Genomic DNA, 16901 nt, shown 5'->3' with positions numbered 1-16901 from the left:
TCCTCACGTGTACCGACACCTGGATCCCGGCCCTGCTCCGCCGGCGTCATCCGCGGCTACTTCAGCCGTCATGCGCCGGACCCGCAGGGCAGGCACGGGACCCGAGATCGCGCTCCGACGCGCGCTTCACCGTCGCGGTCTTCGATTTGTCGTCGACCAGCCGGTTCCGGGCGGGAATCGGCGTCGACGGGACGATATTCTCTTGCGTGGCGCGCGCATCGCGGTATTCGTCGACGGTTGTTTCTGGCACTCCTGCCCTGAGCACGGTCACCTGCCCATTGCTAACAGGAGTTGGTGGCGGCTCAAACTCCGAGGTATCGCCAGACGTGACCGTGATACCGACGCCGTCTTGACTGCGATGGGGTGATTGGTTGCCAGAATCTGGGAGCACGAAGATGCCGCAGAAGCTGCGACACGCTTGGAGCGTGTCGTCCGTACGCGAAAGCTAGCTGTAAAGCCGCACACGCAACCCGCCTCGTAGCGGCAGCCGGCGACTCCGAACACCGCGCGCAGCAAGAGGCCACCGATGACAGCGCCACACCGAACACCCGGTTGGCCAGTCGGCCGGTCCCTGCGAACAGCGACATTCCGCACACCACGGGGATCGGTCGACTCACCACGCCGACTCACCCGGACCGCACCTGACTCGTGCCAGCTCCAGCCGCCACGTCGACGTCGCCTTGGAGGACCGTTCTGAGACAACCGCCGCAAGGATTCCACAATGGAGCGCAACACTGGCTCACTACCGGTCAGGCGTCCCGCCCCACGCGCTCGTCGCGGGCAACCCGCACCGGCACGTCGGCTGGGCCTGCCGGTGCGGCACCCGCCTTATCGGCACCGCCTGCAGACGCTGCGGGAGTCGCTACGAGCACCGCGGATCCGCTCGACTACATCGCGTCACAAGAACCTACACGGATAGCGACACTTGGGGGCGGGATAGCCTGCCCTGCGTGACGACGGCCGCCGCGACGCAGCAGCGCTTCTTCGAGAACTACCCGATGGCCATCCCGTCCGCCGGCGTGCTCTTCTTCGATAACCCCGACCACGAACGCGTCCTGATCGTGAAGCCAACCGGACGCGCGCTGTGGGAAATCCCCGGCGGCGTCACCGAAGCACGCCGCGGCGAATCGCCCCTCGGCACCGCCCGGCGCGAGGTCGCCGAAGAACTCGGCCTCGACATCACCGTCGGCCGGATCCTCGGGATCGACTCGATCCCCGAAGGCGAAGACCACGCCCCCATGCTCGCGTTCCTCTACCACGGCGGCGTCCTCACCCCTGAACAGTCGGCGAACATCCGCTACGTCGACGGCGAGATCGGCGAACAGGCCTACGCCGACCCTGACCAGCTCACCGAACTGATGGTCCCCCGGCTGGCCCGCCGGGTGGCCGCCTGCGTCCTGCACGCGCGTACCGGCCACCCCGAGCCGCTCTACCTCGAGCACGGCTTCGCCCCGGCCACTTGATCCAGGTTGCATCCACAGATCGCGACAAGTGAGCTCCGGGCGACGGCGACCCCTGCCGGACGTCTTCGACCTCGTATCGAGTGGATGACACCTGCCGGTCCAGCGTCGGCTGGCCGTCTGGATTCGACGACCACCTCACCGTCGGGCCCGGGAGGAGGAGCTCCTTGCGCCTGAGCAACTTCCCCAAGCCTCACGTGGCGGCCATCGAATACACTCGATTCAGTGACGTCCGTTGCGTTACCCCGTCGCACCGTTCCGTAATCACCCCAGCTCCCAATGCTATTTCTACGCTTCGAGCTGGTGTCCGACTCGAGCCAAATGAGTGCTGTTTTGTCGGTGGGTGCGCTTATCGTGGCTTTAGCGGGTGCCGTATGAGCCACTCAACCTCGGACGGGAGTCCTGGGTCGTGACCTACAGCTCCGAACGTGTAGATCACTTACCGAGGTGTGGCATGGACTTGAACGCAGCGTTCGACGATTACCAGAAAACCGTGGACGCCGACCCCGAGCAGGTCGCCCTTGCCCGGGAGCGGCGGGACGTATTCAGCGACGCGCTCCGCGCGGAAGGCGACGTCGTAGAGGTCTTCGGATCGGGGTCGCTGCGCCGCAGCACCCAGCTCAAGCCGGTCCACGATGTCGACCTCATCGTCGTCTTCGACGGGAAGCAGCACACCGACTGGGGCTCGCCGGGCACCTCGTCTCAAGACGCCCTCGATCACGTGCGCAAGCGGGTCAACACGCTGTTGGGAGCGACCAACGGCAGCGTGGACCAGTTGGTCCGGCTGGGCCGGACCCGCGACCGGGCGGTGAAATGCTTCATTGACCCGCCCGAGCAGGACGACGCGTTCACGGTCGACGTCATGCCGGCCCTGCGGCAACCCGACAACACTCTGCAGTTGCCGAGCACTCGGCAGGCTGAGTGGAACACGGCCGATCCTGAGTACCTGATTCGCGAGGTGCAGCTGCGTCAGGAGAAGTGGTCATACTTCCGGCCGATGGTTCGTGTACTCAAGCTGTGGCGGCATGGCGTGCCGACCAAGGTCAAGTCTCTGGTCATCGAAGTGCTCGCGCTCGAGTGCCTGCCCGTGGACAAGAACCGGCCTGAAGCGTTGAAGGCGTTCTTCACCTCAGCAGCCGTGGAGGTCGGCTACGGCGTCGAAGATCCAGCCGGGCATTGTGGCGCTATCCAGCCCGACCTCGACGTGGCTGCTTTGCGCTCGACCCTGGAGAGCGCACGTGATTTCGCCGTACGGGCGTGTGCTGCTGCAGCGGACGGCGACACCGACGGGGCAGCGCAGATCTGGCAGGAGCTGTTCGGTGAGGACTTCCCGGTTCCGGAGGAGAAGAAGACAACCCAAGCAGCAGCGGTGACCGGTCCCACCTTGCTGCGGCCCCGCCCAGTCAAGGACGCGCCGCAAGGCTGACCCAATGCCTCCAAATGACGATCAGCCGGTGACCTGGTGGGCGTGTGAGCCGAGAAGGCTCGCCCGCGACCAATCCGAGGTCACGACGCGTTTCCCGGACCTGACCTGGATCCCGGACGGGCCTGGACGATGGGAAGGGCGACTACCGCCATGGCCGTTCGACCGGCCAGAGCCTGCCCGCCTACGGGAGCTGATCGGTGACGCCGGCATGCCTGTCACGGTGAACTACGGACACGCCTATCCGATGGTGCCACCCGCCATCTACCCGCTCGACCCGGCCCCCGAGCCGATCGAATACACCCAGGCCCGGTTCCATGTGATGGGTGACGGCAGCCTGTGCTTGTTGCAGGACGCAGCGGCATGGACCGGACGCGATTCGATAGTGGACCTGCTGCTGAAGGCCGCAGGTTGGCGAGTCGAGTACGCACTCCTCAGGGCCGACGTCATTGAAGCGATGACAGTCAACGGCATCGTCACCGATGCCAGCCAAGACCACCTTATAGCGCAAGCTCTCGAGCAGGCATCACCCGCCAGCGAGGAACCTGCATGAGCGGCCTCCTTGTCCTTGTTCCTCAGCTTGCCGCGCAACGCATCCGAGGCGGGGGGCAGTGGGGTCAGATCACCTTTCAGGCCTCCGATCCCCATCAGGTGGGAGCGGTTATTGCCGTATCGCACGGCAATGAGCCGATCTTGCCTGCTCCGCTTCAACCCAAGACCCACTTTCTTCACTCCGCGAATTCTCGCGGCGGACATCGGTGGTACCGGGTCCCACCTGAACTACACCTGTTCTGGTGGCAACTCCGCAAGATACGGGGCGCGCTGAAGCTTGAGGGGTTCAGATCGTGGATTGACAGCGGATGGCTCAACCCCAGTGGGGGCGGTTACCTGGCTTTGACGCTGTCCGCCGACGTCCACGCCTCCTATCCGGAGGTGGACATTCCAGACATTGCCGCCTGGTACGTCACCCCCAACGGCGTGGAACCCGTCGATCTCGACGTGCAAGCCGCTGACCAGGGAATGCGACAGCTTGCCGATTACTGGCCCGTCGCCGCCCTCGCCGAAACCGCGGTACTGCTCGTGGGCGCAGGCAGCATCGGAGGTGCCGCCGCCCACGCGCTGGCCACATACGGAGTCGGGCGTCTGACCGTGCTCGATCCCGACCGGCTGCTCCGACACAACCTCGTCCGCCACGTCGGCGACGCCCGACACGTCGGTCAATACAAGGTCGACGTCCTCAAACAGCAGCTCGACGACCTGCGCCCCGACACTGAGGTCAAAGCGCTTCGGCTCGACGTCGTTGGAGACGCCGACTGTGTCCGAGCCCTGCTGCGTCGCGTCGACCTCGTGCTGTGTGCCGCCGACGGCGTCGCTCCTCGCCGCGTCGTCAGCCACCTTGCCCGCCGCGCCAACCGCGATGCTGTCCTTGCCTGCGTCCTGGAAGACGGCGGCCTCGGCGAGGTCATCCGACTACGACCGTGGCGGGACCGAGGCTGTCTGGTCTGCCAACGCGAGGCACTGGTCGAAGAGGGCGCCATCGATCCCGAGCCCTCGCTGGACGCCGACTACGGCACGGGAACAACCCACCGCCCCATGACGGCTGTCGGATCCGATCTTCACCTCGTCGGACAGCTCGCCGCGAAAGTGAGCGTGGCGACCCTGCTGGAGCGGCGTGGCCATCCCGACCAGACGCTCGCCGGGGAACATGGCGTTATCGGCCTCCGGCCCCAGATAGGGCTCGCGCCACCGTTCAACGTTGAAGACAGCGCCACTATTCGCTGGTTGCCGGCGAAACCCCCTAGGCCGGGCTGCCCCACATGCGAGCCAGCATGACCCGCGCGGAACCTGAGAAGATTAGACAGGTGCGGCTCGCCGATCTGGCAGCCCGAACAATCGCCCACGAGATCGACACTGCCAGTGATGGCCGAGAGACCGGCGGCATCCTGCTCGGTGACATCAGCACAGACGGCGTCGCCAACGTGCGTCACGCCGGTGACCCTGGCCCCGCCGCGGTGCGCACGCCAACGTTCTTCCTCCGCGATCGCGCTCATGCCCAGCAGTTGGCAGATAGCGCATTTGAGGCGGACGGCAGCATCTGGATTGGCGAATGGCACACCCACCCCACCACCGAACCTGCCCCCAGCAAAACCGACCTCGAAACCTACTGCAACCTACTCGCCGATCCAGAACTCCGATTTACCGTGATCCTGTCCATCATCATCGGGCCTTTGCCGTCACCACACGCACCCGACATCGGCATGATCGCTTGGGCCTGCGCCCCTCGCAGCACCACCGCGGTGCCGATCCAACTCACCGAGCACGTTGACGGACAAGGACGCCTGCCGACATGACCCACCTCACCCCTTCCCCGGGGCTCCCGTCACGCAGCGGTGTACGCCGCAGCGGCCCGGAAGTGCTCGCGGCGATTGGGAAGGCGGCAGACGCCGCCCACCCGTGCGAAACCGGCGGGCTGTTACTCGGCTGGTGGGATGACGGGCGGGTAGTCGTACGCCACGCCATCGAAGTGCCAGATCCCAAAGCCACGCATACCTCCTGGGTGCGTGTCGAGAGCACCGCGCAGGCCGCGCTTGAAGAGGCCCTCGACCGGCACCCGCACCCCTGGCTCGGCTACGTCGGGGACTGGCACAGCCACCCCGCGGCCTGCGGGGCCAGCAGCCAGGACATCACGTCAATCCTACGTGCGTCCGACCAATACGAGCAGCCGCTGGTACTCCTCATCCACCGAGCCGACGACCTCGTCGAGGCAATCGTCACCGAGTCTGCGCAGCACGCACTTGTGCACGGAATGCTCTCCGAGACCCTGGAGAAGGAATCGTCATGACCGCACCCCGGCCTGCCGCCGGTCCACCGTCGAGTTCAGGAGTCCGCCGTGGAGGCGACACCTTCCAGGACCTCTTCGTTTGGGGCGCAGCGATGCGCGTGATCGGCCCGGCCAGCCGATTCGCCCAGGTGGAAGTCGAGATCACCGGAGCGGGCAATGTCGACGACGTGGTCTTGCGCAGCCGAACTGCCGGCGGCGACGTGTACGGGCAGGTCAAGTGGGCCACCAACCCCGCGGATCTCGTCGACGAAGCCTTCCTCACGACCCCGCCACGCGCGGGCAAAAGCAAGACCCTGCTGCAAAAGCTGTACGCCAGCCACGTCGCACTCAAGCAGTACGGCGACAACCACACGATGCAGCTGATCACCAACCGTGCCCTCGACCGCGGCCATCCATTGCTGGGGCATGTCGACGGCCGTACCGACCTTCTGGTGCCCTACGTCTCCCAAACGTCCGCGACCACCGAGGCCGGCACGACGGTCGCCCGTTGGGCGGAGCACGTCGGCGCAAGCCGCGCAGAGCTTCTCGACATGCTCGGCCACCTGCAGTTCATCACCGGCCGGACGATCAGCGCAGAACGAGACCACGTCCGCACGCTGATGCTCGCCGCGGGGCTCGACGGCAGCGAGGAGGCACTTCAGCAAGGCCTGACGACCGTCGCAGCCTGGGTCGTCGGAGGCACACGGACGGTCAACGAGCAGGACATCCGCCAGGCCGTTACCGGACTACGGCAAAAGCCACCTTCTGCCCTGCTGGTCGTCCAAGCGATCGACGCTGACCCGCACGCCGACGAAGCGACTGTGGCTCTGCACTGGGTCGGCCTGTACGACGGTGACGACCCCCGTGCACGGGTGGTCCCACGTGACCCGGACAGCTGGAACCGCATGGACCGCGAACTTGCCACGACCGCCGCTATGATCGAAAACGAGGGCTGGTCCACGACCGTGGTCCGCGGCTCCATGCGGCAAGCGACGTTCTTCCGAGTCGGCACCGCACTGCCCCAGGTTCGCCAGCACACACTCCACTACGTCCAACGCGGAGAAACCTGGTCGACGAATGCCACCAAAGTCCCGCTGGGCGAACCCATCTTGAGACGAACGCAACTCGACCTCGGAAAGGACCTCGCAGTCGCTGTCGGCACCACCCTCGACCCGGCTGGAGAAGTCGTCACCTGGCTGCGGTCGAACCGAGTTCCGGTCCATCATCTGCTAACGATCACACCAGCCGCGGGACCTGACGACGCATCCATCACCGACGCACGGCACGCCGTGACGTACGCAGAAAAGATACGCAACCTGGTTCGGGCAGAGCTCGGCGGTCAAGCGACCGCCGAGGCGGTTCACTTGTTCTTGGCCGGCCCCGGAGGGCTCGCGCTCGTACTCGGCCATCGCTGGAACCGAACCCGCACCACAGTGGTCTACGAACACCTCGGAGCGGGGCTCGGCTACATACCGGCGTTCACTGTTCCGGGATGAGCGCTCGATCGAGTTCGCCAAACCGCCACCGCACGACATCCGATGCTCATGCTCGCCAATCGCCCCAGTGCTCTCGACCCGGCCCCCTTCCACGCCCTCGCTCCGCGACGAACGCCTCCTCACCATCGTCGCCGAACTGATACCGAGCCCCGATCTTCGCCACGCGGAACCAGAAGCCCGTAAAGCAGATCCCCGTCCGCTGCTGGCCTGAATCTGCCCCATCCATGTACACGAGGTTGTAAATGCCCCCGATTAACGACTTGGATCCGATCTTCATCAGCTACCGCCACTCGGACGGAGATGCTCTGGCCGAACGCGCCGCATGGGTGTTTCGTGCCCACGGCATCCCTGTGTGGCACGACCAGACCCACCTACCACCCGGACGCTTCCAGCGGCGACTGCAAGAAGCCCTCGCTTCGGGGCTGTCCGGAGCCGTACTCCTCGTCACGGACGACATGGTGTACTCAAGCTTCGTCCGGGAGTTAGAGTTGCCGGAACTTCTTCGTCTAGAAGCGGACTCCGCTTTTACCTTTGCCATCGGCAACACCGTCACCACCTCCGATGGTCGACTGGACTACGGCGCCCCTGACCGTCTGCTCCCCCAAGAACTCGCGACGCTGAGCGACTTCGATCAGTTCCCGGTGCACGACCACCCTGGGCTCGCTCGTCTGGCCAGCGAGATGGCGATCCGCCGCGTCCGCCGCGCAGCCGTCGATGATCGACTACATCTGGACATCCAAACCCGGACACCCGCCCTGGGCACTCCGAAAGTGCCGCTCGCGAGCCGCATCCGCCCGCCGCTGCGCAACACCAGCGTGCCGCCTGCCGAGGCGTGGGAAGACTTCGCGCCGTTCCTCGGCGACCTGCCCCGTATCGTGCAGTCGGCCGGCGTTCAGCACCTGCACATCACCGGCGGCGCACACCTGAGCATGGCGTTCGCGCTCGGAGCCGCACTACCGACCACGACCGGGCTGACCGTCACAATCGCCGACCAGGACGGAACCGAGTGGACAGGACCTGAAACCCAGACTGTTGCACTTGCGCAGAGCGCGCTTCCCCTCGACGGTCCTCCCGACGGCCCCGTCGCCGTGTATCTCGATCTCGTACCCGCACCGCCAAACAAAGGCTTTCGCCGCTACGCGGAAAGCCACCCCTATGCCCACGCAGTCGAGATCGCCGTGGCGAAACGCGAACCCATCCCCGCCGAGTCGGCCCCCGCACTCGTCACCGAACTACGCCGACGCATCGGCGAAGTAGCAGGAAGTCGGCCATTGCACCTGTTCATGCGCGTGCCATTCCCTCTCGCCGTGATGCTGGGCCGCGCCTGCAACACACTGCGAGCCACCCTCTACGAATGGGAACGGGAAGCCGAGCCGCCAACCTACCTCGAGATGGCCACTGTCTCCGCAGGCCGCAGCGGTGGGCCCGTTGTGTCGTGGACGACCGACAGGTTCCCCACACAAGCAAAGTAGACATCGCGTAGACGGATCCAAGCGTCGCGGCAGAGCACCAAGCTCGACATCCGACGCCTCTCCGACGGCTACCCACGGACAAGGTTGGTCACTTATAGCGCAACATGTGTGATGCGGGCGGCAGTGCGGCCATTCGAGTGCAGATCAACCGCAAGCTCGTCATCGGTGCCGGGCGACTGCGTTCCGCCCTCGACCCGAACTCGCCTCAAGCACCGAGGTGCACGATGATCAATATCGCCTGTAGAGACACCATGACACGCGCTGTACCCCCGCGCCGAGCCGGTGCCCGGCGCCGCCGACAGGCCACCGAGGGCCATGGGCTGAGGTTCGCGTTCTACGGACGGATGTCCACGGTCGAGTTCCAGGACCGGACGACATCGTTAGGGTGGCAGCGAGAGGTCGCCGAGGAGACGATCCGCGGGCGCGGCACGATCGTGGCGGAGTACTTCGACGAAGGATGTTCACGTCGGCTGCCCTGGCGTCAACGGCCGGCCGCGGCACAGCTGATGGCAGCAGCGGAACAACCGAACCGCCCGTTCGATGCCGTCGTTATCGGCGAGTACGAGCGAGCGTTCTACGGCGACCAGTTCAACGCCGTGCTCACCGCGCTCCAGGAGCAAGGCATCCAACTGTGGCTACCCGAAGCGGACGGTCCGGTGAACCTCGATGACCCGGTGCACCAGGCGCTAATGCTCCTGCTCGGGTCCCAATCGCGTCGCGAGGTGCTGAGGGCTCGGCACCGAGTGCTGGCTGCGATGAACGTCCAAGCCCGCGTCCAGGGCAGGTTCCTCGGTGGCCGGCCACCCTACGGCTACCGCCTTGCCGACGCCGGTCCGCACCCGAACCGGGCCCACGCGAGCTGGGGCCGACGCCTGCACCGCCTCGAACCCGACCCGGCCACCGCACCATGGGTGCGATGGATCTTCCAGCAACGAGCCACCGGACGCAGCGTCGCCGGGATCGCGCGGGAGCTGAACGATCGCGGCGTCCCGTGCCCGTCAAGTGTCGACCAGGCGCGGAACCGTCACCGGACGAAGCACGAGTGGATCGTCCGGACCGTCGTCGGGATCCTCGAGAACCCGAGGTACACGGGGCGGCAGGTGTGGAACCGGCACGGCGCCAGAACAACCGGGCCGGCCCACCACGGCGCTCCAGCCCCACCGTCGGCGACACGAGGTTGGTCACAGTCCGAGAAGGTGGCGCATTCGGCGCTCGTGGACGAGGCGACGTTCCTGGCGGTCCAGGGGATGCGCGCGGCCCGGGCCACTCAGCACGGCGGCACGAGGACGTACGTGCTGGCAGGCCTCGTGCAATGCCAGGTGTGCGGCCGCCGGCTCGACTCGCACTGGGTAAACGGACGCCCCGGCTACCGCTGCCGACACGGCCACACCAGCGCCCGCGACCGACCACCAGAACTCGCCAAGAACGTCCGCGAAGACCACCTACTCGACGATCTCCGCATGCGATTCGCCGGAACCGTAGGCGACGACGGATCCGCGATCGCCGACCACCTGAGATGGAACGACCTAACGATCATGTGTGGCGGCCCGACACAAGTAGTCAAGGCATGCGGTCCACGCTGCACACTTGCCACGATAGACGAAACCGTCGGCGACCAGCTGCTGTTACTCTGACCTCGCCGCGACTCGCGACTCTATGGGGTAATTGAGTGTCCGAGGGGCGAGTTGCACACTATCCACATGCATCCGCTTGCTCGGCTAGCCGATAGTCCTGACTGCCGCTAGTTGACCTGTTGAGGCGCTCGTAACGCATAGCCCCACGTCAGTGGCAACGGAACATTCCGGCCATAGCCACGAAAGCCAGCGAAGTAGAATGGGCCGCCATGCAGGATCGAGGGCACCAGCAACACCCGCACCGACACTAACATAAGGAAAGTGGTTGACTACTGCCATCTCCAAACAAATGATGGGATCAATCTAGCAGAAAGAGTCATATTCGTCACATCCACAGGGAGACGGAAGGGGCTCCGACGGCAAAGTCACTCCAGGATCTCGCGCAACACGAACGTTGAGGTCTTTGAATCCATACTGAACTGCTAGATCTTCAGGGGCCAGCACCGAGTTATATAGATGCGCCAACAAGTTCTGCATAAACTCAAACAAAGCGCATCCATCTTCTTGAAATCCTGTCCTGACTGGAAACAGTTCCAAGTATCGATCATCCCGCATAAACATAGCCGGCCTTAGCTCCGGCTCCATACTTATAACGCTTGCATTGTCGTCAATCCCATAGTATCCCCACGCTAACGTCTCAGACCCGAGAATGCAGAGGGTCCGCACTACGTCCGCACGAGGCAAATTCTGGTTTATCCTAATGAACCTTTCAATCGCTTCATCTATAGTAAACCCGGACGCCAACCCTGTTGCTATAACACCAGTATGGAGAGAGTTCGAAACGTGATGTAAACATCTACCACTCTCCCTGTTTTCGACAATCCGACCTCGGGAGACATCTGGCCTAAAAAGCCGATGGGACGTCACCAACTTCTCCATAGCCGCATCCAGCGACTCCAGGCTCAAAGATTGCTTTACTTCGAGCACCGAATAGACGCCTTCGATTGGGAATATCTTACGCCGCGATTCGCTGGTTGCTCCGTCTTTTACGACCGGAAACCATGTGCCATTGTAGATGACAATGTCACAGTCTCCTGACGAATAGCCCCCTCTGTCACTGATCAAGCCGGCGTCGACGGCGTAGCGCGTGGGCAGCAATTGCCTAATTCCGTCACGAACTAAGTCTTCCACACCTGGCCCCGAGTCGAAGTTATGGATGTTTAAGTTTTTCTCACTCTCTGCGCGCAAAAGCGTCACCTTCTCCAGATGGAGACATCGAAGATAAAAGGCTCGCTCTAGGGTTTTCGACTTACTCAGCTTAGGCTGCCAACAAGAGGTATCCGGAACCGGCTTATCAGTCATCTGCAATCCCCGCTCAACAGTCAACCCAAGATATTATTAGCTTAAACTATCTACCCGCAGGCGCAGAGCCTGACGAAATTCTACCAGAACCTGCGTTCAGATTCTCCATCTCTAGCATTGGAAGATTACGCGGCTCTCATCCTGCACACCGTTGAACGGACATCACTTCGTTCCCAGAGCGTTATCCGACACTTCAAGCAGAGCGGGCCTTGCATGAGCTCTTGGTGTAGATTGCCACAGCGACCAATAATATGACACGGAGGTGGAGATGGTTCGCCGATTCCTGGCCTACCTCAATCCGAAACCACGCAGGCGCAGTCACTATTTACTCGATGAAACACGCAGGGAAATAGCATCCCGCCGAGAAAAGCGGCCATGGCGCCGGCGCCTCTATCTGAATGTAGAGCGCCATCCAATACTTCCCGCCTTGGTTGCACATATTTTGATCGCCGTCATAGCAGTACTCTTCGTCAGCTTATCGCCATCTTTCCTGCCAAACTTGCTGCCGCCAGATCCCCGAAATGTTCTCCTGGTGCTTTGGCAAGTGCATGTGACTTTTGTGTCTATCGCCTACGCTGGCCTTGCCCTAATATTCCAACTTGCAACCGGACCAGTAGTCACTGCGCGCAGCCTGCGGGCCATCATCTTCCAGAATACTTACTTTGTCCCAATTCTTTTCTACGCCCTGATTGGCACCATGCAGTTAGGCGCGATTACGTTTTGGGCAGTCTCGGGTTCAGCTATCCTTCTCGAATTCATACTTACATTTGGTCTAGCAGTCACAGGCGTAGCCTTTGCTTACTCTCGCACTGCACGTATATTTCGTTCATCACGCTACGCATTTGACCTCGGAAAAAGCGGCCTAATTGATCGCGCGCTTGACAGCTTGTACGACGATCGGACGCTGGCTGAAGCCAATCGTCGATTAGCTACTCAGATACCCAGGATTTACCGCACTTTCAGTGACGAAGAAGCAAAAAAACCTCAAGAGATCGTTGTGAGAGCAAAGCGAAGTGGCACCGTCGGCGACCTCGACATGAGACTACTGCGGGAATTTCTGGAAGATCTTGAAGGCGCCGCAACAAATAACGCGGATCAGACACAAGAAACCAGTAAAGATTTCTCTTTCTCGGAACCCGCAAACATCCCTACCTTACATACATTGTTCTCACTTGGGCAACGTGTCGATGTCGGCGACCCGCTATTTCTCGTGCAGAAGTCGAATCCAAACGTCATCAAACTAAACGCCTCAGATAAACTCGCGGAAATCATAGTATGGGAGAGGAATTCGTCTCGCCATCACGAGCTATTTCGCGATGAGATTTCCGCCTTGCGCGACAATCTGATTGCTGCAATCAACAGGCAGGCTCTCGGCGACCTGCTGGATGGTTTGCTTGTTTACACCGAGCTTGCAAAAGAAGTACATGAGCAATCGCTCAAGATTTCACAGCATGACTCTATCGCTCCCGAATCGCTAGCCCTGACTTCATGGCTAGCCGCACGGGGGCGCGAATGGGAAATTCTGACGAATGATATGCACGACGTTGTAAGCAAGATATCCGACCTGCGCGACGATAGGACATGGATCGAGGTTGTAAAGTGGATCTTCGAAATTACCAACGATTTCACATCTGCCGACAAAGTTGAAAACCTGCCAAGTATCCTAAATCTTGTTCTGGCGGCATGGACTGGAGTAATCAACGCTCAAGAACCCTCACCAAGTCGGCAGCAAGCGATTCTTATGCGCCTGAAGGAGGTTCCTTTGCGGGCAAAGGCTCGCAAACAGTCTGACGCAGGCATTGTCAAAAATCAGGCCGTGGCCATCGCACGAACATTCACGGCGGCGATAAAACACTGCATCGACAGAAAGCAGTCAGACGCCGCAGCATTGTCAATCGAATACTTTATAGCGTCGTCCGACTACGCTGATTCCGATGAGTCAGTCCTCGCACGCACCCGAAATGCCGCCTTCTTAGCCTTAGACGCCTGGCTCTTATACAAAGCCGACAAGCTATCAAATGGGCTAGACAAGATGGTCCATAATTCACTTCAGGCACATCTACGCGAAGACCAAAACCTCTGGGAGTCTGTCAAGATAGCACTCGACGGCTCTCATCAAGATTCCATTGGCTGGTCTTGGTGGGAACTGGACACCCTTCACCCAATCAACTTCGGATCTCAGCAACTAGACACCTATATCCTATATTCAGCAATAATTGCACAGGCTCACAGTCCATTGATAATTCCCGAATCTCTGGATGACGATGAGGCATACCTGACCCGCCGCTTCGTAGACTCCATCAGAAGTCTTATCGGTTCTGATATTGAGGCCAGGAAACTCGATCCTCGGTCCGATGAGCAACTGGAAGAAGCAGCGTTACGACTACAGGAAAAGGTCGATAACTTTGAACATCAGCGAGAAGTAATCGAGGCCGCGCTCCCGCTAGATAAAGAGCGTATCGCACGGTTCAGAACGAAGTTCAGCCACGAGCTAGCCGTGCTTGAAGGGCGCTTGATATCAATCTTCCCAAATAGTGAAGACGTTGAATTTGACAATGACATCGCGTTCGGAGTAAACAAGGCATACCCGAAGTGGTACTTCGCCGATACACACGTATCAGCGCAGCCCGAGGGTTTAGCAGCGGATCTCGTCCGTAGCCTTTCTCGCGGCGAGGAGGCTCACCTTGTCGAATCTGCCCTCGCCGCAGTAGAAGAGAATTTTCAGCAATCTTCAACTGATGATCTTCTGCAGAACTTTAAGAAGTGGACCAAGGGGCACGCCGGTGACATTTTGGTTTTGACAAACTCGCATCAAGCACTTCACGCCTTCGACGAGCTTGTCTTATCGAATAACAATGGGCTTCTGAGTATCGGACCCAACGCATTCCTAAAACGAGTCTACGACGATCGTGATCCTTACGTACTTGCTTTTACTTATCCTCAGGGGATATCGATCGCACGCGCTGCACCCGAGATGCTCTATGATGGCGATGAGGTCGATTCGGACTTGAACATTCTGATTGGCGTCAGAGCTTTCACCGATACCGAAGTTGAAGAAGCTAGCGGCGGCGATGAAGACTCAGCCCTGAAGCTTCGATCTTCGGCCGTTGTCAGAGTCCTGGAAAAGCTGAAAATTCAGATCCGGGACGAGTCAAACATCTCAGCCTGGAAGCTGCCGAATGACATTTGGTGATGAAGATTGAGCAGACCCTTTGCCCGCGGAGGCATCGGAGCATCGCGGCAACGGCGGCCGCGTGGCGTTAACTTACGGGCTCGGTTACATCCAGGCATATACCAGTATGACTTGTGGTTGCGTAGTCAATGACGAGAACTACTACTTCAACTAGTCAATAAGGTAGTTGCGCCCTATTTCACGACGTCAGGGCGCGACTGAAGGCCAGCGCACAGTAAGAACTCCTGAGTCCTCCAAAGCCTCCCAAGCGTGGTCGATACCTGGTCCCCACATCACGTAGTCTCCTTGTTGACTCAAGGTTTCGCTCCCACCCGTGACATCCACGCGGAACGAGCCTGAGATGAGGATCACGAGGGTGGTGCGACGGTCACCCGCTGTCCACGTCGGGCGCTTCTCGCCTGCAGGATGGCGGGCCCACTTCACCTCGACATCCTCAGTGGAGCGGACGCCTTGCGATGGGGCGATAAAGTGCCCCACCAGCCAGCCGCGGGTGCTGACTGAGTCGTCGTTGGCGTTGCCACCGATCCAACAGCCGCTCACAGGTTCGTTGCTCATTCGATTGTCTCCCGGAGTCCAAGCCACAGAGCCGGCACGCAGTCGCCGGTCTCCTAGCTTCCTGATCGAATCCGAAGTCTGATCTCGACGCACGCCGACGGAGCCTGGAGTACTCCTCATCGCCGCGAACCGCCTCAGACTCAATGTGCGTCCGACAAAGGACGCTGCAGACGTACTGGAGAAGGGCAGCCGTCACATGCCGTCCCGGGCACTCGTGATGCCACCGAACTGGCGTCACGACTCGAAAGACCGACTGACCTGCGAGAACGGTGCCGGTGACGGCTGTGACGGCCGTCGGGACGCTCGTCACGATTTGCCTTAGCGGGCTCGCAGGCCAAAGTTCGAGACGCGGCTCGTGCCCGTCACAGGTTGTCGTCGCTCCGGGAGCGGCGCGCGGTTGGGAGGAGTTTGACAGCGGCGAACGTCACCCGGCTCAGCGCGCCGACGTGCTCGGCGAACCTATCGCCGCCGAGAGACGTCAAGCGGAGTTTCTTACGGTCCCCCTGGGTGCGGACCTCCAGGTAACCCGCCGCACGCAGGCACTCGACATGCGTCACGAAGGACCGGTCACCGAGCTGCAGAGCGCTCCGAACGGCGATGTCGTCGCTCCACTCGCCGTCGGCGAGCAGGCACGCAATGAACAGCCGAACCGGCATGAGCAGCAGCGGGTCGAGTTCCTGCTGAAACGTCGGCAGAACGGCCCGTACGGGTGGCGTCACGACTCGGCCGCCGGGAGTTCGCCGGTGGGGTGCGGTGAGCGCTGGAGGCAGATCAAGCACGGCATCCCGAGCGGGCGTTCCAGCAGCCCCAGTTCGCCGGGGCCGAACGTGGCGTCGCAGTACGCGGTCAGGCGCTCTGGCATGGCGTCGTCGGCCGGCAGCGGGAACAGGTGGACCACGCGGCGAGTCTCGCCCACCGTGCCGGGTAGCGGACGCGCGATGATCAGCCTGGTCGTCATCGCTCACTCCGCAGTTCGTGGCGTCCGGCGAGGACGGGCGCGATCGGGGCGCTACCCGCCCCCACCGGAGTCTGGGACCCGCGAGCGCTGGAAGTGCGGGTGCTGTGCGAGTGGGCCTGTTCAGGCACATTGACCTGCGGGATGTGCTGGAAGAGGCGACGCCAGCGGGACGGCTTGCGGTGCCGCGGTGGGTGAAGGCGTCGTTCGACGGTCGGAAGCGTCGTCCGAGCTGCCAAGAACGCGCGGCAGCGGACGCACGGCCGGCCAGGCGCGACGAGCATCGACGTCGGCAGCACGACGTGCCCGCACAGTCCTTCGTACTGGCCGAGTGCGTCGCGCCGGCCTCGGGAGAACTCCTCGTCGGTCACTGCGTGGTCGCGGTCGTCGACCTCGCTCCGGTGCCAACTCACGTACAGTCCGGCGGCCCTCCCCTGCCGTACTACGTCGCTCACGTGCCCCTCCGCTACCTACCGACTGACCAGCCACTACAAGCTGTAAGATCTGAAATCAGCCTGACTGGTGCGCTCATATAGGCGCCAGGTCACGCGGACGACTTAGCGAGGACATATCGCTGGCGGCACCTCAGG

General features: G+C 61.9%; 15 protein-coding genes. 11 read left to right on the top strand and 4 right to left on the bottom strand.

All coding sequences use genetic code 11. The features are described from left to right. Window positions 1-70 precede the first annotated feature (70 nt). From ACIQWX_RS14520 to ACIQWX_RS14475, 10 genes are all read left to right on the top strand, one after another. Window positions 71-367, top strand: a complete 297-nt coding sequence (locus ACIQWX_RS14520) for a very short patch repair endonuclease (RefSeq protein WP_400869843.1) — start codon at window positions 71-73, stop codon at window positions 365-367. Between the two features lie 583 nt (window positions 368-950). Continuing rightward, complete coding sequence (locus ACIQWX_RS14515) at window positions 951-1463, top strand: NUDIX domain-containing protein (RefSeq protein WP_400869840.1); 513 nt, start codon at window positions 951-953, stop codon at window positions 1461-1463. A 451-nt stretch (window positions 1464-1914) separates the two neighbouring features. Beyond that, window positions 1915-2886, top strand: a complete 972-nt coding sequence (locus ACIQWX_RS14510) for a hypothetical protein (RefSeq protein ID WP_400869837.1) — start codon at window positions 1915-1917, stop codon at window positions 2884-2886. A 28-nt stretch (window positions 2887-2914) separates the two neighbouring features. Beyond that, the gene (locus tag ACIQWX_RS14505) at window positions 2915-3436 is read left to right on the top strand and encodes a hypothetical protein (protein WP_400869834.1); all 522 of its coding nucleotides are present in this window, start codon (window positions 2915-2917) and stop codon (window positions 3434-3436) included. Beyond that, window positions 3433-4716 carry a ThiF family adenylyltransferase gene (locus ACIQWX_RS14500; RefSeq protein ID WP_400869831.1) on the top strand — a complete coding sequence of 428 codons (1284 nt, stop codon included), beginning with the start codon at window positions 3433-3435 and terminating at the stop codon, window positions 4714-4716. Before ACIQWX_RS14505 ends, ACIQWX_RS14500 begins: the two co-directional genes overlap by 4 nt. Continuing rightward, window positions 4713-5234, top strand: coding sequence for a Mov34/MPN/PAD-1 family protein (locus tag ACIQWX_RS14495; RefSeq protein WP_400869829.1), 522 nt, complete (start codon window positions 4713-4715; stop codon window positions 5232-5234). The genes ACIQWX_RS14500 and ACIQWX_RS14495 overlap by 4 nt, the downstream gene beginning before the upstream one ends. Further along, window positions 5231-5725 carry a Mov34/MPN/PAD-1 family protein gene (locus tag ACIQWX_RS14490; protein ID WP_400869827.1) on the top strand — a complete coding sequence of 165 codons (495 nt, stop codon included), beginning with the start codon at window positions 5231-5233 and terminating at the stop codon, window positions 5723-5725. The genes ACIQWX_RS14495 and ACIQWX_RS14490 overlap by 4 nt, the downstream gene beginning before the upstream one ends. After that, window positions 5722-7200, top strand: a complete 1479-nt coding sequence (locus tag ACIQWX_RS14485; RefSeq protein WP_400869824.1) for an SAVED domain-containing protein — start codon at window positions 5722-5724, stop codon at window positions 7198-7200. Before ACIQWX_RS14490 ends, ACIQWX_RS14485 begins: the two co-directional genes overlap by 4 nt. Window positions 7201-7460: 260 nt before the next feature. Next, entirely contained in the window at window positions 7461-8672 is a 1212-nt protein-coding gene (locus ACIQWX_RS14480; protein ID WP_400869821.1) for an SAVED domain-containing protein, read from the top strand. Between the two features lie 320 nt (window positions 8673-8992). Next, window positions 8993-10306, top strand: coding sequence for a recombinase family protein (locus tag ACIQWX_RS14475; RefSeq protein WP_400875758.1), 1314 nt, complete (start codon window positions 8993-8995; stop codon window positions 10304-10306). Between the two features lie 303 nt (window positions 10307-10609). Here ACIQWX_RS14475 and ACIQWX_RS14470 read toward each other — a convergent pair whose 3' ends face one another. Next, the gene (locus ACIQWX_RS14470; protein ID WP_400875755.1) at window positions 10610-11608 is read right to left on the bottom strand and encodes a DUF6602 domain-containing protein; all 999 of its coding nucleotides are present in this window, start codon (window positions 11606-11608) and stop codon (window positions 10610-10612) included. 268 nt (window positions 11609-11876) lie between these two features. Between ACIQWX_RS14470 and ACIQWX_RS14465 the strand changes: the two genes are divergently transcribed. Further along, complete coding sequence (locus ACIQWX_RS14465; protein WP_400869819.1) at window positions 11877-14801, top strand: hypothetical protein; 2925 nt, start codon at window positions 11877-11879, stop codon at window positions 14799-14801. 186 nt (window positions 14802-14987) lie between these two features. Here the strand turns inward: ACIQWX_RS14465 and ACIQWX_RS14460 are convergent, their stop codons facing one another. The 3 genes from ACIQWX_RS14460 to ACIQWX_RS14450 all read right to left on the bottom strand — a co-directional run bounded on the left by ACIQWX_RS14460 (window position 14988) and on the right by ACIQWX_RS14450 (window position 16314). Then, entirely contained in the window at window positions 14988-15356 is a 369-nt protein-coding gene (locus ACIQWX_RS14460; RefSeq protein ID WP_400869816.1) for a signal peptidase I, read from the bottom strand. A gap of 362 nt (window positions 15357-15718) precedes the next feature. Beyond that, complete coding sequence (locus ACIQWX_RS14455) at window positions 15719-16075, bottom strand: transcriptional regulator (RefSeq protein WP_400869813.1); 357 nt, start codon at window positions 16073-16075, stop codon at window positions 15719-15721. Continuing rightward, window positions 16072-16314, bottom strand: coding sequence for a hypothetical protein (locus ACIQWX_RS14450; RefSeq protein WP_400869810.1), 243 nt, complete (start codon window positions 16312-16314; stop codon window positions 16072-16074). The genes ACIQWX_RS14455 and ACIQWX_RS14450 overlap by 4 nt, the downstream gene beginning before the upstream one ends. Window positions 16315-16901 lie beyond the last annotated feature (587 nt).

Origin of the sequence: Amycolatopsis sp. NPDC098790, from assembly GCF_044759945.1 — a bacterium.
Lineage (GTDB): Bacteria > Actinomycetota > Actinomycetes > Mycobacteriales > Pseudonocardiaceae > Amycolatopsis.
Note: the sequence above shows the minus strand (reverse complement) of the source record. Positions and strands in the feature narration are given on the sequence as shown.

Coding starts and splice junctions, on each gene's coding strand:
- ACIQWX_RS14495 (WP_400869829.1), top strand. CDS start 4,713: ATGACCCGCGCGGAACCTGAGAAGATTAGACAGGTGCGGCTCGCCGAT.
- ACIQWX_RS14470 (WP_400875755.1), bottom strand. CDS start 11,608: ATGACTGATAAGCCGGTTCCGGATACCTCTTGTTGGCAGCCTAAGCTG.
- ACIQWX_RS14465 (WP_400869819.1), top strand. CDS start 11,877: ATGGTTCGCCGATTCCTGGCCTACCTCAATCCGAAACCACGCAGGCGC.
- ACIQWX_RS14490 (WP_400869827.1), top strand. CDS start 5,231: ATGACCCACCTCACCCCTTCCCCGGGGCTCCCGTCACGCAGCGGTGTA.
- ACIQWX_RS14460 (WP_400869816.1), bottom strand. CDS start 15,356: ATGAGCAACGAACCTGTGAGCGGCTGTTGGATCGGTGGCAACGCCAAC.
- ACIQWX_RS14500 (WP_400869831.1), top strand. CDS start 3,433: ATGAGCGGCCTCCTTGTCCTTGTTCCTCAGCTTGCCGCGCAACGCATC.
- ACIQWX_RS14520 (WP_400869843.1), top strand. CDS start 71: ATGCGCCGGACCCGCAGGGCAGGCACGGGACCCGAGATCGCGCTCCGA.
- ACIQWX_RS14510 (WP_400869837.1), top strand. CDS start 1,915: ATGGACTTGAACGCAGCGTTCGACGATTACCAGAAAACCGTGGACGCC.
- ACIQWX_RS14485 (WP_400869824.1), top strand. CDS start 5,722: ATGACCGCACCCCGGCCTGCCGCCGGTCCACCGTCGAGTTCAGGAGTC.
- ACIQWX_RS14450 (WP_400869810.1), bottom strand. CDS start 16,314: ATGACGACCAGGCTGATCATCGCGCGTCCGCTACCCGGCACGGTGGGC.